Origin of the sequence: Paenibacillus salivarius (assembly GCF_051307165.1) — a bacterium.
Taxonomy (GTDB): Bacteria; Bacillota; Bacilli; order Paenibacillales; family Paenibacillaceae; genus Fontibacillus.
Window position 1 is genome coordinate 3,710,470 of sequence record NZ_CP195592.1, and the last position, 21,458, is coordinate 3,731,927.

A 21,458-nucleotide genomic window follows, 5' to 3' on the forward strand; every position below is an offset into this window, starting at 1 on the left:
AACGCTCCAAGCTTCGGAATGATAATATTCGTCTTTTGGTCTGGACTTATCATTTTTCTGCGTCTATAATAACAAACATACTTTAAAAAGCGAACATTAAGGCGGTAATTATGAATAAATATATGCAATTATTTCAAGGCACTGCTTTTTCCGGCATCTCCCCCAAAGAAATTCGAATCTTAAAAGACTATCTGTTTTGCGTGAATACGGACGGCATGATCGAAAAAATCGTGGCTCCGGTAGATTCCGAATATCAACCTTTGCTGGAAGCATATCAAGGTAAAAGCAACTTTCATAGATTGGCCGAGGGCCAGTACTTCCTGCCGGGCTTTATCGATCTGCATGTTCACGCGCCGCAATGGGCCCAATCCGGAACCGCCTTGGACATCCCGCTCTATGACTGGTTAAACACGTATACCTTCCCGCTGGAGTCCAAATTCTCGGATATGGATTTTGCCAGGGGAGTTTACGAGGACGTGGTCGACACCCTGCTCGCCAACGGAACGACGACCGCGCTTTATTTTGCCACGGTGCATAAGGAAGCGAGTTTATTACTGGCTGAAATCTGCGTGAAAAAAGGCCAGCGCGGACTGGTCGGAAAAGTGGTCATGGACGATCCGGAGCAAAATCCGGATATCTACCGCGATCCGGACACCGGTACGGCTCTTGCGGATACGGAAGAATTTATTCTGGCCGTCAAAGACTTGGCCAAATCCGCGAAACAGGGCGTTTATCCGGTCGTGACGCCGAGATTCATTCCAAGCTGCACGGACGAAGCTCTGCAAGGTTTGGGGGAATTGGCGGCCAAATACGATACGCATATCCAATCGCACTGTAGCGAAAGCGACTGGGCGCACGGGTACGTTCGGGACAGATTCCAAAAGAACGATGCTTTTGCCCTGCATGATTTTGGCCTCCTGCGCGACAAATCCGTCATGGCCCATTGCAACTTCCTGAGCGAAGACGACGCGCAGTTATTTGCCGATACCGGTACGGCGATTGCGCATTGTCCGATATCGAACGCGTATTTTGCCAACAGCGTCATCCCCGTCGCCCATTTCCATGAGAAAGGGGTCGAGATCGGGTTGGGATCGGATATTTCCGGAGGTTTTTCGCCTAGCCTTTTCGATAACGTCAGACAGGCCGTCATCTCTTCGAGAATGCTGGAAGACGGCGTAAATGCCGCCCTTCCGGCCCAGGACCGCGGCGTACCGAATTCGCGGCTTACGATTTATGAAGCATTTTATCTCGCAACCGCCGGAGGCGGCGAAAGCTTAAGCTTGCCGATCGGCCGAATTCAGGAAAACTATGCATGGGACGTGCAGGTGATCGATACGAAGCTGCCGTCCGCCAAATTGCCGATCTTTAACGAGAGTGAAGCTCTGGATGACGTTTTCCAAAAAATCATGTATCTGGCCAGACCCGAGCATATCCGTGAAGTATGGGTACAGGGCGAAAAAGTCCATTCCCGTTAAAATAAAAAAACTACGATATTCGAGGTGTACATCCGAGTGAAAACACAAACAGAGCAAGCAATGGCAGCAGCGAAGCCGGAACATTTGACGGTTTTACCCGATGAAAAGGTTTCGTTCGGCAAGTCCGCCATCCTGGGTTTACAGCATGTATTAGCCATGGACGTTTACGTCGTGCCCTTCCTGATCGCGATGCTGATCGGTTTGCAAGCCGGCCAGTCCAGCGCATTGATTCAAGCCACTTTTATCGCGGCAGGCATCGGGACGATCGTGCAAACTTACTTCTGCATGAAGCTTCCTGTCGCCCAAGGCGCATCCTATGTCCCGCTCGGCGCGATCGTCAGTATCTACGCCGCCAGCGGAGGGGGTCAACTGGGCTGGAATTCCGTGCTGGGCGCCAGCTTAATCGGTGCGATTCTGGTCATTGTTTTAGGCTTTACCGGCATTTTCAACAAAATCGTCAAGTCCTTGATCCCGCCGATTGTCGGCGGAACGATTATCTTCATCATCGGGCTTTCTTTATTGCCTGTGGCGATTACGGACAATATTTACGGTGCAGCGGACGCTTCGGTCAACCAAAACGTGCTGTTGGCCTTGATTTCGGCGGGCGTACTCCTGTTATTCGTCATTCTTGGTTCTTTTTTGGGCAGCAAAGGGTCGATATTCCGCATCGTTTCGGTCATGGCCGCGCTTGTCGTTGGATGTGTCGCCGCCAACGGGATGGGCGTCCTGGATTTCTCGGCGGTCTCCAGCGCCAAATGGTTTAGCATGCCGCAGATGCCGTTCGCCGATTTCGGCTTCTCGTTCAATTTCTCCGCGATTATCACCATGGTCATCATCTATTTCGTGCTCTTGGCCGAAACGACAGGTACATGGTTTGCCGTCAGCAATGCGATTGATAAACCGCTGACGGAAAAAAATATTAACCGCGGCGTGATCGGTGAAGGGATCAGCTGCCTGATTGCCTCTTTGCTCGGCACGACTCCGGTTACGGGCTATTCCACCAACGCCGGCCTGATTTCCATCACCGGGATCGCAAGCCGCCGCGTCTTCCTTGCCGTAGGCGGATGGTTCGTCATCTTCGGCTGTTCCGGCAAATTGGCCGCATTGATCTCTTCGATTCCGACGGCCGTCATCGGCGGCGTGTTCGCCATCGTCTGCGGCATCATCGCGATTAACGGCGTGCAGGTCATGAAAAACGAAAAGATCGGCGAGAAGGAAATGTACGTCATCGCGATTCCGATGATCCTTACCTTGGCGTTAGTGCTTATCCCCGACGATTTCTTGTATTCGCTGCCTACGTTCGTGCAGTACTTGTTGGGCTCGCCGATCCTGGCCGCTTCGGTGGCGGCGATCGTGCTGAATAAATTAATGCTAAGAACGAAATAAGTTAAACAAGGGCAGCTCCGATAGACCATGCACGCTAAGGTCTTGGAGCTGCCCTTCTTGTTCCCTCTCCCTGCTAGGCGATATCCAGGGTTTCCAGAACAACCGCCTTTCCGAATTCTTCGCTGAATAGAATCTCGATCAGTTTGTTTGCCGTGTATTCAGGCGTTTGCAGTTTCCCTTCCTCGGAGATTTGAATAAATTCATTGACGTAAGGGAAAAGGTCCGTGCTTACCGACCGTATCTCCGATTGTAAATCTGTATCGATCATGCCCGGATACACGGCGGCAACTTTCGCAGGATATTTCGCAAGTTTTTGTTCCAGGTCCATACTTCTGGTAAACGAGTCCAGGCCGGCTTTTGCGGTACTGTAACAGCTTTGCGAAGGTAATAGGTATTTTGCCGATGCCGACGAAATATTTAAAATTCGTTTGTCCGCATTCGTATTCTTCGTCCATTTCAAATAATTAGAGGTAATGATCATCGGAGCCAAAAGATTTAAATGGATGTTTTCGATGATTTTCCCGGTTTCTATGCGTTCAATCGGACTCACGGGCGTCAACATGGCGGCATTATTGATCAAATAGACGGCATCATCGCCGGAATGTACCTCGATTTTACCGAAAATATCTTCAACAAGCCGATCAAGGCCCCTGAGATTTGTTAAATCATAATTGAAATAATCCAGTCTGCAGTTCATTTCCTTGGCTTGATCGATAATTCGTTGGTTCGCAGTTCTGGATATGCAGATAAGATGATGGTTCTCATGGATCAATTGCTTGGCCAAAGACTCGCCGATTCCCCGGGATGTGCCCGTAATAATAATATGTTTCAAAAAAACTCACTCCTTATCAATCTGCCTATGTATCTTCTCGATTACGGATGATGCTGTGAACAGCCTCTTTCCAAATTTCATCATATTCCATATCCATTTTCATCATCTTACATCTGGACAAATTGTCGATCAGCAAGGCAAGGATTTTGGATTTCACCTCGACACTTGATGGTGCGACAAGGCCGTACTCAGAACCCTTCGATAAGAGATGCAAGAAACCGTCTAGAAAATCCTGCTGAACCTTCAGCAAGGGAGCTTTGAATTGATCCTCGCGCTCGGCCAGCATCGTAAATTCACTCAGTACTCTTAATGTTGAACGATATTCCCCGTCACCGCTCGGCAACATGTTCAACCCGCCATTGATTAAAGTCTCCGTAAAATTATCTTTATTGACGGATTCGAGATCAAAGTAAGCCGCAAAATAATGATCTCTAAAAATATGGTCAAATGTTCGGCCGATCAATTCTTCTTTTGTTTCAAAATGATAGTAAATCGAGGATTTTGTAATCCCCACTTTCTTTGCAATCATGCCCAGACTCGTATTATCTACTCCGTATTCCGCGAAAAGCTCGTATGCCGCTTGGATGATATGACTTGATGTAATCTCTCTTTTTTTTATAACCCTCCTGCTCCCTTCTCTTGATTTAAGGATTATTATAAGGATCGTCTTTCGATATTGTCAACAATTTAACGACCGGTCGTTCAAAAATAATAAAACGTCCTTGGAATTGATGGTTTGCTATTTTAAATGTATGATGTTGGAAGAAACGGTGCATAGTTCAGGATCGGAGGTTTCAAAATGAACGAGATCATTAAAAAGTTGATAACGATTGAACATCACGGCAGGGAAATTTACGGGGTTTCCTATATGCCGAAAAATGCGGAGAAATGCCCTGTCGTCATTTTCAGCCATGGTTATAACGGAACGAATGCCGATTTTATCATGAACGGCGAACATCTGGCGTCCCACGGGGTGGGGGCATTTTGCTTTGATTTCTGCGGCGGATCCGTGAATTCCAAGAGCGGCCTGAAGACGACGGAAATGACTTTGTTTACGGAAAAAGAAGATTTACACGCCGTCATCGACCATGTTCAAAAGTGGGACAACGCGGATACCGGCAACCTTTTCTTGTTTGGCGCCAGCCAGGGAGGCTTGGTCTCGGCACTGACTGCGGAAGAACGTAGAGAGGATATCAAAGGAATGCTGCTATTATTTCCGGCATTCTGCATCGCTGATGATTGGAATAAAAGATATCCGACACTCGAGGATATACCCGACTCGCACGAGCTGTGGGGGATGACGCTCGGGCGTCCTTTTTTTGAGAGTATTCATAGCTATGATGTATTCGAACATATCGGCAAATTCGACAAGAATGTTCTGATCTTTCATGGAGATCAGGATCCTGTGGTATCGCTGGATTGGAGCAAGCAAGCTTTAAAGCTGTATCCGCAAATCAACCTGGAAGTATTCCCGGGCGAGGGTCACGGTTTCTCGGAGGCCGGAAACAAGCGCGTTGCGGAGATGACATTGAGGGCTGTGTCCCTTTAATCGATTACCGACTATGAATAATACGGATGGACATTAAATAATGGAGGTGTGTCTATCAGGTGGTTTTTCGTTCAAAAGTAGATGCATTTTTTGTTAATTTCATGTTGATCGTGGTAATCATCATTGCTTTAGCCACATTTTTTCCATTATTCATTGAAGAAGTTCGAAATGATTCGGAAACTCTCATACCGGCGTTTATAATATTGGCATCCATATTTTTTATTGTGACAAGTTTTCTTTTATGGACTAGTTTTTCAGTGAAGTATATCTTCGATCCAGACCATTTATTAATAAAAGGTGGACCCTTTAGAAGTCGAATTCCATACGAAAATATAACAAAGGTATCGCCTACGACGGCAATTTTTACGGGACATCGAATATTATCATCGAGAGATGCGATTGAAATATCCAACAAAACAACATGGATGGGGAGTATCAAAATTTCACCAAGAACTAAAAAAGAGTTTATCAACGAACTTAAAAAACGTTGTCCTAACCTTCAAATTCAAGAATAAAAACTCGAAATGCCCTTGTTCGGAGGGCATTTTTTATGACTTCTTAGCCGCCCTGCACGGCGCAAAAAAGCAGCCTTACTATTTTGGATAGTAAGGCTGCTTTTCGAATTACATTTGATGATCGACTTTGACGCGTTTCACGAACAACGAAATCACGAAGCCGATAATCGCCATGATAATCGCGAACCAAAATGCGTTCTGAACTCCCTCCGTGAATGCAAGGAGCGGATTCAATGGATTTGAAATATCTTCAACAGTATTCATGAATCTTTCCGCACCGGAGGACATAATGGAAATCGCCACTGCCGTTCCGATAGCCCCGGCCACTTGCTGCAAGGTGTTCATAATGGCTGTTCCGTCAGGATACAATTCGCGCGGCAGCTGATTCAGACCGTTGGTTTGCGCCGGCATCATCACCATCGAGATTCCCACCATCGTAACGATGTGAAGTCCAATGATAAATGCCGAGCTCGTTTCCAGCGTAATGGTCGAGAACCCGATCATCGCAGCGACGACAATCACGATACCGCTCAACACCAGCCATTTCGGACCGAACTTATCGAACAGTCTTCCCATGACCGGCGAAAGAATTCCGTTGATGACGCCGCCAGGCAACAGAAGAAGACCAGCAGCAAATGTCGTCAAAGCAAGCGATGTTTGCATGTAGAGCGGCAAAAGAATCATCGTCGAAAGCAATACCATCATGCATACCAGAATCAACAGCAGACCCAGGGTGAACATCGGATACTTAAACGCGCGCAAATTCAGCATTGGCTGCTGCATCATGACTTGCCGGATGGAAAAGAGGACCAACGCAACGGCACCGATGATAATGGAAGTAATCACGATCGGGCTTCCCCAGCCGCCTCCTTCACCCGCGCTGCTGAATCCGAAAACAATGCCGCCGAATCCGATCGTGGACAATGTAATGGAAAGCACGTCGATTTTAGGCTTGGTCGGCGTCGTTACGTTTTGCATAAAGAACCAGCCGAAAATCAGAGCCCCGATCAGCAACGGGAGCGAAATCCAGAAAATCCAGTGCCAGGTCAAATTGTTCAGAATCAATCCCGAAATCGTCGGACCGACGGCCGGCGCAAACATGATGACCAGACCGATGATCCCCATAATGCTTCCGCGTTTATGCGGCGGAATGATTAACAAAATCGTGTTAAACATCAACGGAAGCAATAGCGCTGTCCCTACTGCCTGAACGACGCGAGCGATCATTAATACCGCAAAGCCTGGAGCGACCGCCGCGATGAGCGTCCCGATGATGGAAGCCACAATCGCCGTAATGAATAATTGCCTTGTCGTAAACCACTGCATAATCAATCCCGAAACCGGAACCAATATGCCGAGCGTAAGTAAATATCCGGTGGTCAGCCACTGTGCCGTCGTTTCATGAATACCGAAATTTTCGATCAAATTGTTTAATGCCATATTCAAAGCCGTTTCACTAAACAAGCCGATAAATCCCGCAACGACGAAGGAAATGATAATCGGAACGACACGTAAATTGCCGATCGACACTTCTCCCGTCTTCACTTGCGTACTGCTCATATCCATTCTGGTTCCTCCCACATTCTCTCTGTTTATTTTTCTATTTTTCTAATAAAAACACCAGCTGCTTTGCGATCATTCGCAACGGATCTCCATTTTGGTAGGTGATCGACAAAAGGCATGCCCCTTCGATCATGGCCGTGATGGTAATCCCTAGCTCCTCGGCTCTCTCTTTAGAAAATCCCCAATGCTCTAGCATATGAGCGTATAAGGATTGACAATCTTTAAAAACCACTTCGCAAGCATTGCGAAGCTTCTCGTGCGTTGTCGCAGTCTCGAATGCGATTAAACCGACGGACAGTCCTTCCGCACAATCCCCGCGATTATCAAAATCGGAGGCGATATTCTGAATATAAAACTGGAATGCTTCAATCGCAGATTTTTTTCCCGTTAAATCCTTCTTGGCTCCCTCCATCAAAAGCTTCCTCATCATCGAGATGGACTCGATGGCGATTTCTTCCTTCCCGTTTGGAAAGTGATAATAGATGGAACCTTTTGGAGCGCCGCTTTCCTCAATAATTTGATTCAGCCCTGTTCCGTTATAGCCTTGCCGTTGGAACAAACGGGTTGCACACTGCAGGATAACATCCTTGGTGTCCTGTTTTTTCTTCATAAAGCGATGATCACCTCTAAAATTATAACGACCGGTCTAGAGTATAATAATCGAATTTTTTTTAGGCGTCAATGTGAATATTTTGTGAAAATAGGCACTTAATTCTCCTTAAGTTTATCTTCAGATTTTCTTTAGAATTACTCTCACTAATTCCTTAGTTTTGCTCGTTATGATACCTCTGTCGACACGAGTGAAAGTTACGGATCAGATCATAATAAATAGAGCTGGGGGAATATATCGTGAAATCCAATAATAATCTGTTATTTCTGAAGAGTTTTATGAGGGATCCTAGAAATGTAGGGAGTGTTATCCCGAGCTCCCGATTTTTGGCCAATGCGATGGTTAAACAAGCAGCCTGGCAAGAAAATACGGCAGTAGCAGAGCTGGGTTCAGGCACTGGAGCCGTTACCCGGCATATTCATGCACATACAAATGAAACCACAAAGGTGCTCTTATTTGAAATGGATCCGGCCATGAGACGTAATTTAAATAATGAATTTCCCAACTTCGCTTGTTACCCGAACGCCGCAGCCTTAACGGATGCTATGAAGAACGAAGGCGTGGATCAATTGGATTATATTTTTAGCGGTTTGCCTTTTTTCAATTTTGAGCGTAGATTAAGGGATACTTTAATAGAACAGATTCATCAAGCCCTAAAACCTGGAGGACGGTTTATTGCTTTTCAATATTCGCTTCAAATGAAGAAGCAGCTTTCCGAAAATTTTATTATTGAGAAGATTGAATTCGTATCTTTCAATTTTCCTCCGGCTTTCGTTTATGTTTGTCGTAAAGAAGGCAAATAATACAAAAACTCAACATTCCGATCTTAGAAAGGATGTCAATGAAGAATGAATACCGTCTTAGTTGTGGACGACGACGCAGATATCCGGGATGTGATCCATGTATATTTGCGTAATGAAGGGTACCGTGTTGTTGAGGCGGCCGACGGCGAGGAAGCACTGACTCTGATGAAATCCACTTCCGTTCAGCTCGTTATTTTGGATGTCATGATGCAACGGATGGACGGTATCACTGCATGCATGAAAATTAGAGAGATTTCAGATACCCCTATTATCATGCTTTCGGCGAAAGAAGAGGATATCGATAAAATTATCGGCTTAACTACCGGAGCGGATGATTACATGGTCAAACCGTTCAATCCGTTGGAGTTGATCGCTCGCGTAAAAGCTCAATTCCGGCGACAATCATTACTTAATAAAGAAGAATATAAATCGCTGATCCTGATCAAAGACTTGGTTATCGATAAAAATAAACATTCCGTAAAACTAAAAGGCAAAGAGATCTCCTTAACCCCTTTGGAATTCGCGATCTTGATGCTGTTAGCAAGCCGTCCCGGTCAAGTTTTCAGTTCGGAGCAGATCTACGAAAGCGTGTGGAAAGAGCCTTATGGCTATTCCGATAATACCGTCATGGTTCATATACGGAATCTGCGAGAGAAATTAGAAGAAACTCCAAGGGAACCTCAATACATTAAGACCGTATGGGGGGTTGGCTATAAAATTGACTGAGCATGTTGAAAAGCCAAAGCGCAAAAAGCGTATCCAACTGAATATCCTTCTTAGAATGATCATAAGCCTGGTTATTTCCATAAGTATAAGCGATGTTTACATTTTCTTTTCTGTTCGCATCGGCAACGCTTTGGGTTCCGATTGGTATCTTCAATTCTTCCCCTATCTGAATTTTCCTTTGTTTATAGTTGCTTTTATCGTGATATTTTTGTTATTGACCCGCGGCATCGTCAAGGATTTGATTCAACTTGAACAGGGCCTTGAAATTATCGCCGAAGGAAATTTGAGCTATCGCGTCACTGTAAACCGTCGGGACGAGCTAGGAAATGTAGCCATGAATATCAACAAGATGGCGGAACGTTTAGAGGAACAAATCGCGAAGGAACGTAAACTCGAACAATCCAAAATGGAAATGATTACAGGCTTGTCGCATGATCTTCGCACTCCTCTAACAAGTATCATCGGTTACATCCAGTTGCTCCAAACGGAATCTTTTCGCGATCAAGATGAATATGCACGTTTTGTCCAGAACACTTACAACAAGGCTGTGCATTTGAGGAAGCTGCTGGACGACTTGTTCGAATGCACCCGGCTTTCGTCCGTTGACGTTTCCCAATTGAACCGAACGAAAATCGATCTGCACCAGCTTTTGGAGCAATTATTGTTTGAATTTGATCCGCTTGCCCATGAGAACAGCATTCAAATCGAAAAGGAACTAGGAACCTTACCAATTATCGTTGATGTGGACAGCGAAAAAATCGCGAGAGCGATCGACAACCTTTTGATGAATGCCCTGAAATATTCGTTCAAACCCGGAATCATTCACGTTCGTCTGAAAAAGCTAAGTACACATATCACGATCGAGGTTGAAAATAAAAGCACGCCGCTTACGGATGATCAAGTAAACAAGCTGTTTGATCGATTTTATAAGGTCGACTTTTCAAGGAGCAGCGAAGGCATTCAGTCCGGCTCAGGGCTCGGTCTTTCTATTGCGAGAAATATTGCGGAGCTGCACCAGGGCAATCTAACGCTTCATCATGCCGATGATGTTTTTTTGTTTCGGATGACATTGCCGCTGGGTACTTTCAGCCGATGACTTCGCAAGATGTGCGGGCAAATAAAAAAGCAAAGCATCCTCAAAAACCCACTACGCTATACAGCATAGTGGGTTTTTGGGGATGCCTTTTTTTAACCACGTAAAACATGATCTAATTCTGAAACGTAGCCGTTTAGCTCCTATCAATTGTCAAACAGAATATCCGCGGTGAGTTGAATGTGTGCTTTAAAGAGTAAGATGGCACGATCGCTGTCGCGGCTAAGAACGGCATCCGCTAATGCCTTATGTTCCGCTCGGCCATCGCGAATTTGCTGCTGCGGGGTCGAACAATGCCGATAAAATTCGCTCAAATCCCAAAGACGCTTGCAGATATCTAGGAGAACCGGATTGGGACATGCAGCGATAAGTTCGTAATGAAATTGACGGTGCATGTCGGACCATTCTTCGCTGACGGTAAGCTTTTGATTCACTTCCTTGTACTCGGCCGTTTGCGATAATTTGTGGTGAACGGCGATTACATTAGATTCCCATGTGAGATCACCATGGGCGATAGACAGGCGTAATGCTGCGGATTCATTGATCAACCGCGCCTCAATGATACTATTCAACTCTTCTTCCGACACCGTCTTGACTGAGAATCCGTGATTCGGGTTTTGCAGGACTAGACCTTGGGTCGCCAATCGGGTCAATGCTTCCCGTACAACTGCAACCGAAACATCGAAGCTTTTGGCTAATTCCGAAACGGTTAATGGAGAACCCGGATCATACTGTCCGGCCAGAATATCGGACCGCAGTTTTTTCGTAACATTTTCGGTTAAAGTGGACGAACCGCTCCTTTTGGCCATGAAGCCGACACCATCCTTTATACAAATCGAGTTAATACAAGCTTTAAATAGTTTACACCTATATCTTTAAAAAACAAGTAAAATTCGATAATTTATTATATAAACGATTTATATTTACAAAATCGATTCTTAGATATATAATCGACTTATTCTTAAAAAAGGAGGTAATTCTCAGTGAGTAACAACCCATTTTTCAATTTACCGGAGGTCGCAGCCTTTAAGGTGACTAGTAACGATATTGCTAATGGCCATCCATTACCGCCGCACCAATATTCGGAAATGTCAGGAGTGGAGGGCGGCCAGGATCTTTCGCCCCATTTGGAATGGTCGAATGCACCGGAAGGGACGAAGAGTTTTGCCATAACCGTGTATGACCCGGATGCCCCGACCGGATCGGGCCTCTGGCACTGGGCCATCATCAACATCCCCTCCAGCGTCACCGAGCTGCCGACAGGCGCAGGCGATGAGCATGGCAAAGGCTTGCCGCAAGGCGCTTTGCAACTGCCGAACGATTTGCGTCTCAAACGGTATATTGGTGCGGCGCCTCCAGCGGGACATGGGCCTCACCGGTATTATTTTGTCGTTCATGCGTTGGATATCGAGAATATCGGCGTGGACCCTAACGCCACGCCTGCTCTCTTAGGATTCACTATGCTCGGCCATACGTTGGGGAGAGCCGTTCTTATGGCAACAGGGGAAATCGAATAACCCAAGCCGTTTGGGGTCATAGGAGACGATAGTATGAAAAAAAACTGGTTTTTGCATGCGCACCTGCGTTAATGTCCTCATGCTACAGGAAGGAAGAATGTCCAATGCTCCATATGGAGCAGCTTCAAGTACGGAGGAAGCGAAGCTGAACGATCCGCTTCACCAAAGTGTATGCCCAATGTGCCATGAACCCATTAAAACTTTGAAGCATACAATCATCTGCGGCTGTGGGAGCAAAATCAAAAATAAAATCAAACTTTAAAAAATACTTTTATTTCACGAATGCTTTTGCTATGTCCACTATTACAACCATCACAGATATAAATGGGAACAAAAAAATGATTCCTGTACACAGTACAGGAATCATTTTCTATCTTTATCCAATAGGACATTCCGAGTCACCAAATTAGGCAGCATGCTCAAACCATTATTATTTTCCATTTGGGCATTTTGTGTACGTTTTGTCGTTTAATACCAGTCCTTTGGGGGTATTAGACTCAGTCCACATCTTACATTCTTATTCGTCTAGTGTTAACTCCTCTTTTTAGAATTCAGTATCTTCTAATAGCAGTATGGTACACAAAATAAATAAAATAATGTTTGTGTCCCTGAGAGAACAACGCACTGATAGGTTAAGGGTCCAATTTATTGGGCAAAAACACTATTGAGGAAAGTTATAATATAATAATTCAGTTATGATACGCCAGCCTGCAACACCTGCATTTCTAGGGAAGGATTTATAATATCATCGTACAGTTCGCGAACAACTATTAATTCAAGGCTCCCTATATTCCGTTGTTTGAGATGTTGCTGCAGCTGTTTTATTTTGTTCTCTTTATTTTGTTCGTTGTATGTAATACAAATAAACCTACCTTTGGGAATACTGCTGACACTATATCCAGAATTTAAGAGTTGCTGTTCTGTTCCGTTATCTTCAATAATTGCTACGTATGCTGATGTGTATGTCTCCTCACCGTTATGAAGGAATGAGGGAATGTCAACGAAATATCCACTTTCAAAAGCAGACTCCAACCCGGGCTGGTTCTCAACCAACCGTCCGCTAACCTCAAAGTTTATTACCTTTTGCTGATTTTTCAAATTCACTATTCTCCGCTCTTCAATCTCTTTCACGTATGGAACTTGATTTTGGACGGCGGATAAACCGTAATCTATCGCTTCCACAACCCTCGAGAATCTTTCCTTGGCTCTAATAAGCACTTGAATTTGTTGATCAAGAGCTTGTTGATACTCTCTAACCTTTTCAGCTATTTCCTGCATATTGCTCCGTGATAACGTATTTTTCAATTCATGAAGCGGTATTCCGAAGTTTTTGGCGTGTTTAATGATGTCGATATAAATAAACTGGTCGATACTGTAGTACCGGTAGCCATTATCCTTATTAATATAGGATGGTTTTAACAAACCCATTCGATCATAAAGACGCAAAGCCTGAATCGATACATTGTTGATTTTTGCAGTTTCACCTATAGAAAATAGGTTCTTCATAGAAGCACCCCTTTACTCTATACCTGGTATAGACCTTATACTCGAATTGTAAACATGAGTTGCGGCATGATGATGCTATGTGGAGCTGTACTACTTCAAGCGGCAGGAACAGTTTTTATCGGTTACTTTGATCATGCCCCGAAAATTGTTGAATATTTACTCGGACTATTATATTATACAAACGGATTCATTGCATTTCCAACCACTTTGTGGCTGATCTATCCGGTACTCGGCATCTGCTTTGCAGGCATTTTGCGTCGGGTGACTGATAAACAAAGATTTTACAAACATGTACTGGTAATTAGCACTGTTTGCCTTATAGGAGTTTCTATTGGCACTGCCGCTATAGGTTATAACATCATAGATTATTTCGTTGCTTACTACCAACAAAGTCTGTTCAGTACGCTATCGATCTCATGTATTTTAGGTGTCTCGATCTCTACGTATTATTTTATTTCCACATTTATAAAAGGCAGTATGCAGAATATTGTCAAATCTATTTCGTCTAATCTAAATACAGTATACATTGTTGAGTGGTTACTAATTACCTATACAATTGCGGTGAAAGAAATTATTGGTTTGGGTAGCTTAAACATTTATCTGATCATTCCTGTGGGAATCGTGGTTGCTTTGTGCAGTATAGGAATTGCCTGGCTGTGGAATAGAGTCAAAGGAAAGAGGAGGGTTTGAAGTGGACATTAGAATCAAGCCATTAAGAAAAGAGGATTTTAATTCTGCAAGAAAATTTGCGATTGAGGGAATGCACCTTACTTGGTACACCAGTAACAAAGTCGAATTATATCTATACAGTATATATTTTTGGTATTTGGAAATATCCAGAGCCACCATTGCATTGGGTGCATATAGGAATAACAAGCTTGCGGGCGTTTTACTGGCTGATATGAATAAGGAGCCAAAGGTTTTTCAGTCCATCTGGTACAGGGCTTTTGTTAAGTTAGGCGATTTTTTAATCAACATCGGTTATAAGGATGCTTCAAGTGTCTATCATAAAGCGAATAACGAATTATTAAAACAATATTTGAAGAACCATGAACCGGACGGGGAGCTTAATTTTTTTGCAGTTGATCCTGCCCTCAATGGACAAGGAATTGGTACGATGCTATTAAAAGAATTAGAGAACCAAGAAAAGGGAAAACAAATTTATTTATATACGGATACAGGCTCTACGTACCAATTCTATGCTCATCGAGGGTTTGAAGAAATTGAGAAAAAAGAAATCTCTCTGACCATCAATAAGGAGGAAGTGCCCCTCACGTGTTTCCTATTTGGAAAAAAATTATAGGCTAACTTAAAGGTTAAAGTGCGGGGCAAAAGATATGAGTTTTTATCATTTAATCATAACCACCCGTTGGGCGGGTGGTTTGCTCTTGGGGCATAACCCTTTTGTTGCAATGAAAAAGCCGCTAAAATAGCGATGTCAAACTTTTAGGTCACATTTGAATGATTTGCTTGTCAAAATGAAAAAAGAAGTCCGAAGTAGTTTGTACTTGCTTCGGACTTCTTTATAATTTGCAAAATCATTTCTCCAACTCTTCATGCATATCCATGCATTTTTATGCATTTCCCGTTAAATCTGAAAATTTTCTCTCATCAATTTCAGAAAAAGTTCTCAACACGACAACATACAAGAGCATGCTTCCATGTTTAACTGTTGGATTAAAACTATACGGCGCCCATGCTAACGGATCTGAGAGACCTTATTTGCCTGAAATTTCGCCATTTCATTTTCTAACGGATCGTATTGCCGTTATTTTCTCAAAAATGGCTCAATATAAGGATTTTATGCTAAATAAGGTCTTTAGATTCCGTTACATATTAAGAACAGCCGATTTTTTCAAAATAACGGCACTGAATTCCGTTAGAGGATGAGCGGTGATCAGATCATCGTCAAAAAAATGGTTTCAACCTTTAACTACTCCCCTTACGAGCACTTACTATACCCGCAATTACTGCACGTTTTGCATCCTTCGATATTGATCAGCGAAGCCGATCCGCACGAAGGGCAAAGGTCACGGGATGTCGCGACGGCGCCGTGGTGATGGTCATGCGCACCAGCCCCTGCACCAGCAATAGCTTCAACATGCTCTTCATGATGCGCCACGGTGGCTGCAACCGGAGCGGGATCGTGGTCGTCGTACGGACCGTTTTGCACGTGAGTTTCCAGTGCTTTGGCGACCGCGTCGGCGATCGAGTCTACCCGGTTCGGACCGAAGCCGACCGCGCCGGAGCCGCCGATGCCTTTCAGGTGCTTGATCAGCAGTTCCACCTTGTGGCCGTGATCCCCGTAACGCAGGAACAAGGAGCAGACGCGGCCCAAGGCTTCCGCCATCGCGAACACGTCGGAGCCCGCTTTCCCTACGTTCAGGAAGATTTCGCTCGGAATGCCGTTCAGATCGTTGATCGTGATATACGCCATGCCGAACGGCGTGTTGATTTTATAAGTCGCCCCGTGAAGCACTTGAGGGCGTTTTTTGTATTGTTTGTCGACTACCGGCTGTTTGCCTGGTTCCGGAGAAACCGCCAATGTTGAGCTGATTCCGTTCAACGCTTCCTTCTCGGCGTCCGAAGCCGGAGCAGCCTCAGCGGTGCCTGCGCCGGACACGGCCGCTTTATCTTCCGCCTTGTCTTCCTTCTTCTCGGTTTGAAGCACTTGAACATCGCGGCTGCCGTCACGGTAGATCGTTACGCCTTTGCAGCCAAGGTCGAACGCCAGCTCATACAGACGCTTCGTCTCTTCGACCGTGAAATCGGCCGGGCAGTTGGCGGTTTTCGAAATCGAGCTGTCCACCCAGCGCTGAATGGCGGCTTGCACGCGAATATGATCCTCAGCCGACAAACTCATCGCCGTTACAAAGTAATCCGGCAGTTCTTCACCCGGATGGGCGTCCATCCATTCCTGCGCGATCGGCACGAATTGCTCGTCGAAGCCGAGCCGGCTTTGACGGTAATATTTGAAGGCAAAGTACGGCTCGATCCCCGTGGACGTTCCCACCATGGTTCCCGTGCTGCCCGTCGGCGCCTGGGTAATGATCGTGACGTTACGGACGCCCTTTTCGCGGATCGCTTCGCCGACCTCCGGATACACCTCGGTCATTACCTTCATAAATCCGCTTTGCAAATATTTGTCCGCTTCGAATGCCGGGAATGACCCCTTCTCGGCGGCGATATCGGCGGATGCCAGATAAGCTTCCTTCGCGATAAAGCCGTACAGCTTGTCGAGGAATTCCAGCGATTCCGGGCTGCCGTAACGGATGTTCAGCTTGATCATCAGCTCGGCGAGGCCCATCGTTCCGAGACCTACGCGGCGCTCTTTCTTCTGGTTTTTCTCGTTTTCTTCAAAATGGTACGGCGTTTTATTAATAACATTGTCCAGGAACCGTACCGAGTAACGGGTCGTCGTCGCCAGTTCGTCCCAGGCCACATCGTGTTTCTCTTCATCGTAGAACTTGGACAAGTTCATTGCGGACAGGTTACATACGCCCCAGCCCGGAAGCCCCTGCTCGCCGCACGGATTCGTGCAGATAATCGGGTTGAAATACCAGCTGTTGGACATTTGATTGTAGTATTCCATGAATACGACGCCCGGTTCGGCCGATTTCCATGCCGACTCGATGATCGTATGCCATACGTCACGGGCTTTCACGGTCCGGAAATGGACCACTTTGCGTCCGGCCGCTTTCCATTTCTCCAGATCTCCGTCCCAGATCTCATTGTAGTTTTCTTCCGTCGTGTCCGGGAATACGAGATCCCAATCCAGATCCTCCTTCACGGCCTTCATGAAGGCATTGCTGACGCATACCGACAGGTTGGCGTTCGTGACTTGGCCCATCGTTTGTTTGACGGTAATAAAATCAAGCAAATCCGGATGCCAGTCGTTGATCATCAGCATCAGCGCGCCGCGGCGGCTGCCGCCTTGCTCGATCAAACCGGTCGTGTAGCTGAACAAACCGCCCCAGCTTACCGCACCGCTCGAAGATCCGTTCACGCCTTTGACCACGGCCCGGCGCGGACGCAGCGAGCTCAGGTTGATGCCCACGCCGCCGCCTCTGGCCATAATTTCCGTCATTTCCGACAAGGTTTCCATAATGCCGCCGCGGCTATCCTTCGGCGAAGGAATCACGTAGCAGTTGAACAGCGTCAGTTCGTCGCTCGCTCCCGCACCGGCCGCGATCCGTCCCCCGGGCACCAGTTTCCAATCGTCGAGAATATAACGGAATTTTTCCTGCCATTCCGCCTGCTTTTCAGGCGTTTCTTCCACCGAAGCCATCGCTCCGGCAAGCCGGTCCCACATTTCTTCCGGGGTTTTCTCGATATTCAGCGTCAGCTTTTCCACATCGGTTTCGACCAGTTCGCCTTTGCGGGTTTTAACCGTTACCGTACGCCCTTTCCGGGAAACGACTTCACCGACCTCCTTGGTCGGGAACTTCGGATCGTCTTTGGTCAGAACAAGAACGACGTCACCCACCTTGGCATGACTCGGATCGGCATCCTTCCACGCGTAACGATCCAGAAAGATTTTCTCGCTTAGCCCTTCCAGGCGCTGTTTTGGCTTGGTTTTCAAAGAAAACGACCTCCTCAAAAATTTTAAGCATATGCTTTCGGAACAGGTCCGGTTTCGGATCTCTTTCGGAAACATACGCGAACAAAAAAATACCGGCCGCCGGCTGACTGCAAACCGCTTTCGAATCCGGACCAAATTCCGCCGTTTTCAAGCCGTTTTATATCAACCTTTAACCGTCATGCACACAATAGAAACGGTATATAATATGTACAAATCACAATATATTGTGTGCGAATACCATTATACTATACAATATCTCGTTGTACAGTCATCGACTTTGAAATTTAGGCGATAAAAAGCGGACAAGCCGATTCGATCGTCATTTTCCTTCGAAATCCTCTCTTTTTTGATCATCCCGCTTTGAAACCGGACATGAAATTTCCAATCCCGCACCCTCCAAGACTTCATTACTTCCCGACATGGAATTCAAGATTCGATAGCCAAAGTTATGAAGTTTCCCGTTTTCGTCCATACTACACCTAACTCTGCAAGCAAAAGGGAGGTTTTACATCTTGAAACCGCATCCCCCGGGCAATTCCGCCGATTCCGCAACCTTTTCCCCCGTCGCCGTTCAATTCGATCCTAGCTGGTACGACGATCTGGAAGCCCGCTTGAACAAAGGCGGCCCATGGGACGATTGGAAGCTGTTCAACCTCGCCGGCCAGGCCGAAGCCGCTTCGCTCGTGACGAGTTTTGAAGAAATGCTCTGCTTGAAGCACCTGCCCGAAGAGCAGGTCACGCCGTTGCCTCACCAGACCGAGACGGCCCGCAAAGTGCTCTTTGAGATGCGCGGGCGCGCGATTTTGGCCGATGAAGTAGGTTTGGGCAAAACGATCGAAGCCGGCCTGATTCTGAAAGAATATATTGTCCGCGGCCTTGTCCGCAAAGTGCTCATTCTCGTTCCCGCCTCCCTCGTTCTCCAATGGGTCCGCGAGCTGAATCAAAAATTCAACATTCCCGCGGTCGCGCAAAAAAAAGAGTACTCCTGGCAAAACGACGTCGTCGTTGCCTCCATGGATACCGCCAAACGCGATCCGCACAAGGAGATTTTGCTGGGGAATGAATACGATATGGTCATCGTGGACGAGGCGCACAAGCTCAAGAACAAGAAAACGACCAACTATCAATTCATGCTGAAGCTCCGCAAAAAATACTGCTTGCTGCTCACCGCCACTCCGGTTCAAAACGACCTTAGCGAACTTTTCAACCTGATTACCCTGCTTAAGCCGGGTCAACTCGGCGGGCAGAACGATTTTTCCGCCAACTTCGTGATCGACAAGCGCGTGCCGAAGAACGAAGGCCAGCTCAAGGACGAGCTCGCCAAAATCATGATCCGAAACCGCCGCGGAGACGGAGAGCTGCAGTTTACGAAACGCAACGTAAAAAATATACATGTCGAGCTTTCGCCCGAAGAAAAGCAATTGTATGACGGCGTCACTTCCTTTGTCAAAGACCAATATCAGGCATCCGGCGGGGATTTTAGCAGCATGCTGTCGCTCGTCACCCTGCAGCGGGAGGTATGCAGCAGCCGGGACGCGGTGTTCGTCACGCTGGTCAACCTGTCGAAGAAGCTGGCTCCCGATTCGCCCCTGCGCGATAAAATCTGGGATCTCGTCGGCATTATCAAGACGATTACGGCAAACAGCAAGGCCGAGAAGGCCATGGAGCTGATCCAGGGCATGGATGACAAAGTGATTATTTTTACCGAATACCGGGCAACCCAGGAGTACCTCCTGAATTATTTCCGCGCCAGAAACATGACGGCCGTCCCTTACCGCGGAGGCATGAACCGGGGCAAAAAAGACTGGATGATGGACCTCTTCCGCGGCCGGGCCCAGGTCATGATCGCCACCGAAGCCGGGGGCGAAGGCATCAATCTGCAATTTTGCCATCAGATGATCAATTTTGACCTGCCCTGGAATCCCATGCGCGTCGAGCAGCGGATCGGCCGGGTACACCGGCTGGGCCAAAAGAACGACGTTCACATCTATAACTTGTCCACCAAGGGAACGATCGAGGAGCATATCCTGAATCTGCTGCACGAGAAAATCAACATGTTCGAGATGGTTATCGGCCAGCTGGACGTCATTCTGGAACGGTTTGAGAAGAAGGATTCCCTGGAAAAAAGCATTTACAAAATTTTGCTGGAATCCGCAAACGACGAGGAAATCGCCAGCCGGGTCGATTCGCTCGGACGCTCCCTGGATTCGATACGTGCGGAAATAGACGCCGAAGCGGGGAGTCCCGATTCCGGCGGCGGCGATACCGGATTACAAAAGCTGTTGGGAGGCTGACGGACATGACCATGACCCGCGAACAGATCCGCGATTTCGTCATGACCTATCTGGAAACGACGGAGTGCAAGTTTTTGGAGAAGTCTCCGCATCATGTGACGGTGAAACTGTCCCCGCGCGCGGACCGGGACCTGACCAACCGTCCGTATTATTGGGGCTTTATCGAGCGAACGGGCGCGGAGCCGGAGACGATGACGTTTTCGTTCATTTTTGACCCGGAGCGGCATAAAGAAATGCAGGAGAAGGCCGAGGCTTTGAAACCCAAGAACGAGACTGCTGCGGAGGATCCGCTGCTTGCCCGCCATTTTGGGGCGGTCCGGCCTCTCCCCATCCTCGGACCCGGGCGGATTCAACAAGAGGAACTCCATTTCGGGAGCCCGCGTCTCAAGCAGATTTTTGCGGCCGCCCGGCAAGGGGGCCGCAGCGTTTACTTGTTCGAGGACCCCGGCCCCCTTCAACGCTCTACCTTGATCCCGGCCGCCTACGAGCCTTGGCTCGGCGTTCGCTTCAAAATCGAGTTCTGCTGCGACATGAAACGCGATGAGCTGCATTTTATGGGCGTGTCGCTGCAGAACGGCCAAATCGACGAGAACTTCGCCGCCAGGCTGACCGGCAAAAACCTGGTGCCTCTGATGCCGGAAAATATGCACATCTTGCCGGCCCGCCTTTCCCTTGCCGACGGTCGAACCGCGCTCGAGAACAACATCTCCGGAAAAGTGCAAGGTTACGACAGCTCCTGGGCCGACGAAGCCCGGGACCGCCTGAACGAAGAACTGGCGCTGATCGACGCCTACTATAAAGACCTGCTTCTTGATCCGGATGAAGAACGCAAGCAGGCCGTCCAAGAACAGTACGAGGCGCGCAAAGAGGAAATCCGCTGGCAGTATGAGCCGAGAATTGTCGTATCGGCGCTCGGCAGCGGCATCTTTCACCTGCGTTCGCCGGGTTAAGCAAAACAGGGCATAAGCTGACGCGTCTCGATATGAGACCGCAAAAATAGAACGTCC

20 protein-coding genes are annotated in these 21,458 nt (G+C 47.0%); 13 read left to right on the top strand and 7 right to left on the bottom strand.

The annotated features are described in order from the left end of the window. Positions 1 to 110 precede the first annotated feature (110 nt). Both guaD and ACSFXJ_RS17090 read left to right on the top strand, forming a co-directional pair. On the top strand, positions 111 to 1,475 hold the full coding sequence (gene guaD / locus ACSFXJ_RS17085) for a guanine deaminase (protein WP_435921573.1): 1,365 nt from the start codon (positions 111 to 113) through the stop codon (positions 1,473 to 1,475). A gap of 60 nt (positions 1,476 to 1,535) precedes the next feature. Further along, positions 1,536 to 2,861, top strand: a complete 1,326-nt coding sequence (locus tag ACSFXJ_RS17090) for a uracil-xanthine permease family protein (RefSeq protein WP_435925788.1) — start codon at positions 1,536 to 1,538, stop codon at positions 2,859 to 2,861. Between the two features lie 73 nt (positions 2,862 to 2,934). Here ACSFXJ_RS17090 and ACSFXJ_RS17095 read toward each other — a convergent pair whose 3' ends face one another. Both ACSFXJ_RS17095 and ACSFXJ_RS17100 read right to left on the bottom strand, forming a co-directional pair. Next, the gene (locus ACSFXJ_RS17095) at positions 2,935 to 3,693 is read right to left on the bottom strand and encodes a (S)-benzoin forming benzil reductase (RefSeq protein ID WP_435921575.1); all 759 of its coding nucleotides are present in this window, start codon (positions 3,691 to 3,693) and stop codon (positions 2,935 to 2,937) included. Positions 3,694 to 3,718: 25 nt separating this feature from the next. Next, a complete protein-coding gene (locus ACSFXJ_RS17100; RefSeq protein ID WP_435921577.1) occupies positions 3,719 to 4,222 on the bottom strand; it encodes a TetR/AcrR family transcriptional regulator in 504 nt (167 codons plus the stop codon). A gap of 270 nt (positions 4,223 to 4,492) precedes the next feature. Here ACSFXJ_RS17100 and ACSFXJ_RS17105 point away from each other — a divergent pair, with 270 nt between their 5' ends. Together ACSFXJ_RS17105 and ACSFXJ_RS17110 are read left to right on the top strand one after the other, a co-directional pair. Continuing rightward, positions 4,493 to 5,242, top strand: coding sequence for an alpha/beta hydrolase family protein (locus ACSFXJ_RS17105; protein WP_435921579.1), 750 nt, complete (start codon positions 4,493 to 4,495; stop codon positions 5,240 to 5,242). A 59-nt stretch (positions 5,243 to 5,301) separates the two neighbouring features. Continuing rightward, positions 5,302 to 5,757: a PH domain-containing protein gene (locus tag ACSFXJ_RS17110; RefSeq protein ID WP_435921580.1), complete on the top strand. Its 456-nt coding sequence runs from the start codon at positions 5,302 to 5,304 to the stop codon at positions 5,755 to 5,757. Between the two features lie 108 nt (positions 5,758 to 5,865). Here ACSFXJ_RS17110 and ACSFXJ_RS17115 read toward each other — a convergent pair whose 3' ends face one another. Both ACSFXJ_RS17115 and ACSFXJ_RS17120 read right to left on the bottom strand, forming a co-directional pair. Next, a complete protein-coding gene (locus ACSFXJ_RS17115) occupies positions 5,866 to 7,317 on the bottom strand; it encodes a DHA2 family efflux MFS transporter permease subunit (protein WP_435925789.1) in 1,452 nt (483 codons plus the stop codon). Between the two features lie 40 nt (positions 7,318 to 7,357). Further along, entirely contained in the window at positions 7,358 to 7,930 is a 573-nt protein-coding gene (locus tag ACSFXJ_RS17120) for a TetR/AcrR family transcriptional regulator (protein ID WP_435921581.1), read from the bottom strand. 239 nt (positions 7,931 to 8,169) lie between these two features. On the opposite strand from ACSFXJ_RS17120, the gene ACSFXJ_RS17125 reads away from it, so the two are divergent. From ACSFXJ_RS17125 to ACSFXJ_RS17135, 3 genes are read left to right on the top strand one after another with little or no spacing between them, the layout of a single operon-like run. Continuing rightward, positions 8,170 to 8,733: a class I SAM-dependent methyltransferase gene (locus ACSFXJ_RS17125; RefSeq protein WP_435921582.1), complete on the top strand. Its 564-nt coding sequence runs from the start codon at positions 8,170 to 8,172 to the stop codon at positions 8,731 to 8,733. Between the two features lie 45 nt (positions 8,734 to 8,778). Continuing rightward, complete coding sequence (locus tag ACSFXJ_RS17130; RefSeq protein WP_435921583.1) at positions 8,779 to 9,459, top strand: response regulator; 681 nt, start codon at positions 8,779 to 8,781, stop codon at positions 9,457 to 9,459. Further along, entirely contained in the window at positions 9,452 to 10,555 is a 1,104-nt protein-coding gene (locus ACSFXJ_RS17135) for a sensor histidine kinase (RefSeq protein ID WP_435921585.1), read from the top strand. The genes ACSFXJ_RS17130 and ACSFXJ_RS17135 overlap by 8 nt, the downstream gene beginning before the upstream one ends. Before the next feature lie 143 nt (positions 10,556 to 10,698). On the opposite strand, the gene ACSFXJ_RS17140 is transcribed toward ACSFXJ_RS17135, so the two are convergent. Further along, positions 10,699 to 11,361, bottom strand: a complete 663-nt coding sequence (locus ACSFXJ_RS17140; RefSeq protein ID WP_435921586.1) for a GntR family transcriptional regulator — start codon at positions 11,359 to 11,361, stop codon at positions 10,699 to 10,701. 174 nt (positions 11,362 to 11,535) lie between these two features. Here ACSFXJ_RS17140 and ACSFXJ_RS17145 point away from each other — a divergent pair, with 174 nt between their 5' ends. Next, entirely contained in the window at positions 11,536 to 12,069 is a 534-nt protein-coding gene (locus tag ACSFXJ_RS17145; RefSeq protein ID WP_435921587.1) for a YbhB/YbcL family Raf kinase inhibitor-like protein, read from the top strand. A 265-nt stretch (positions 12,070 to 12,334) separates the two neighbouring features. Next, positions 12,335 to 12,541, top strand: coding sequence for an IS3 family transposase (locus ACSFXJ_RS17150; RefSeq protein ID WP_435925790.1), 207 nt, complete (start codon positions 12,335 to 12,337; stop codon positions 12,539 to 12,541). 221 nt (positions 12,542 to 12,762) lie between these two features. Here ACSFXJ_RS17150 and ACSFXJ_RS17155 read toward each other — a convergent pair whose 3' ends face one another. Continuing rightward, positions 12,763 to 13,575, bottom strand: a complete 813-nt coding sequence (locus ACSFXJ_RS17155; protein WP_435921588.1) for a MerR family DNA-binding transcriptional regulator — start codon at positions 13,573 to 13,575, stop codon at positions 12,763 to 12,765. A 66-nt stretch (positions 13,576 to 13,641) separates the two neighbouring features. On the opposite strand from ACSFXJ_RS17155, the gene ACSFXJ_RS17160 reads away from it, so the two are divergent. Together ACSFXJ_RS17160 and ACSFXJ_RS17165 are read left to right on the top strand one after the other, a co-directional pair. Further along, positions 13,642 to 14,265 (top strand): hypothetical protein, encoded by a 624-nt coding sequence (locus tag ACSFXJ_RS17160; RefSeq protein ID WP_435921589.1) that lies wholly within the window; start codon positions 13,642 to 13,644, stop codon positions 14,263 to 14,265. 1 nt (position 14,266) lies between these two features. Then, positions 14,267 to 14,878: a GNAT family N-acetyltransferase gene (locus ACSFXJ_RS17165; RefSeq protein WP_435921590.1), complete on the top strand. Its 612-nt coding sequence runs from the start codon at positions 14,267 to 14,269 to the stop codon at positions 14,876 to 14,878. Positions 14,879 to 15,517: 639 nt separating this feature from the next. Here ACSFXJ_RS17165 and ACSFXJ_RS17170 read toward each other — a convergent pair. Next, a complete protein-coding gene (locus ACSFXJ_RS17170; protein ID WP_435921591.1) occupies positions 15,518 to 18,157 on the bottom strand; it encodes an adenosylcobalamin-dependent ribonucleoside-diphosphate reductase in 2,640 nt (879 codons plus the stop codon). 512 nt (positions 18,158 to 18,669) lie between these two features. Here ACSFXJ_RS17170 and ACSFXJ_RS17175 point away from each other — a divergent pair. Both ACSFXJ_RS17175 and ACSFXJ_RS17180 read left to right on the top strand, forming a co-directional pair. Beyond that, entirely contained in the window at positions 18,670 to 20,451 is a 1,782-nt protein-coding gene (locus tag ACSFXJ_RS17175) for a DEAD/DEAH box helicase (RefSeq protein ID WP_435921592.1), read from the top strand. A 5-nt stretch (positions 20,452 to 20,456) separates the two neighbouring features. Next, complete coding sequence (locus tag ACSFXJ_RS17180) at positions 20,457 to 21,401, top strand: YqhG family protein (protein ID WP_435921594.1); 945 nt, start codon at positions 20,457 to 20,459, stop codon at positions 21,399 to 21,401. Positions 21,402 to 21,458 lie beyond the last annotated feature (57 nt).

Coding starts and splice junctions, on each gene's coding strand:
- guaD (WP_435921573.1), top strand. CDS start 111: ATGAATAAATATATGCAATTATTTCAAGGCACTGCTTTTTCCGGCATC.
- ACSFXJ_RS17090 (WP_435925788.1), top strand. CDS start 1,536: ATGGCAGCAGCGAAGCCGGAACATTTGACGGTTTTACCCGATGAAAAG.
- ACSFXJ_RS17100 (WP_435921577.1), bottom strand. CDS start 4,222: ATGATTGCAAAGAAAGTGGGGATTACAAAATCCTCGATTTACTATCAT.
- ACSFXJ_RS17105 (WP_435921579.1), top strand. CDS start 4,493: ATGAACGAGATCATTAAAAAGTTGATAACGATTGAACATCACGGCAGG.
- ACSFXJ_RS17115 (WP_435925789.1), bottom strand. CDS start 7,317: ATGAGCAGTACGCAAGTGAAGACGGGAGAAGTGTCGATCGGCAATTTA.
- ACSFXJ_RS17120 (WP_435921581.1), bottom strand. CDS start 7,930: ATGAAGAAAAAACAGGACACCAAGGATGTTATCCTGCAGTGTGCAACC.
- ACSFXJ_RS17130 (WP_435921583.1), top strand. CDS start 8,779: ATGAATACCGTCTTAGTTGTGGACGACGACGCAGATATCCGGGATGTG.
- ACSFXJ_RS17140 (WP_435921586.1), bottom strand. CDS start 11,361: ATGGCCAAAAGGAGCGGTTCGTCCACTTTAACCGAAAATGTTACGAAA.
- ACSFXJ_RS17155 (WP_435921588.1), bottom strand. CDS start 13,575: ATGAAGAACCTATTTTCTATAGGTGAAACTGCAAAAATCAACAATGTA.
- ACSFXJ_RS17160 (WP_435921589.1), top strand. CDS start 13,642: ATGATGATGCTATGTGGAGCTGTACTACTTCAAGCGGCAGGAACAGTT.
- ACSFXJ_RS17180 (WP_435921594.1), top strand. CDS start 20,457: ATGACCATGACCCGCGAACAGATCCGCGATTTCGTCATGACCTATCTG.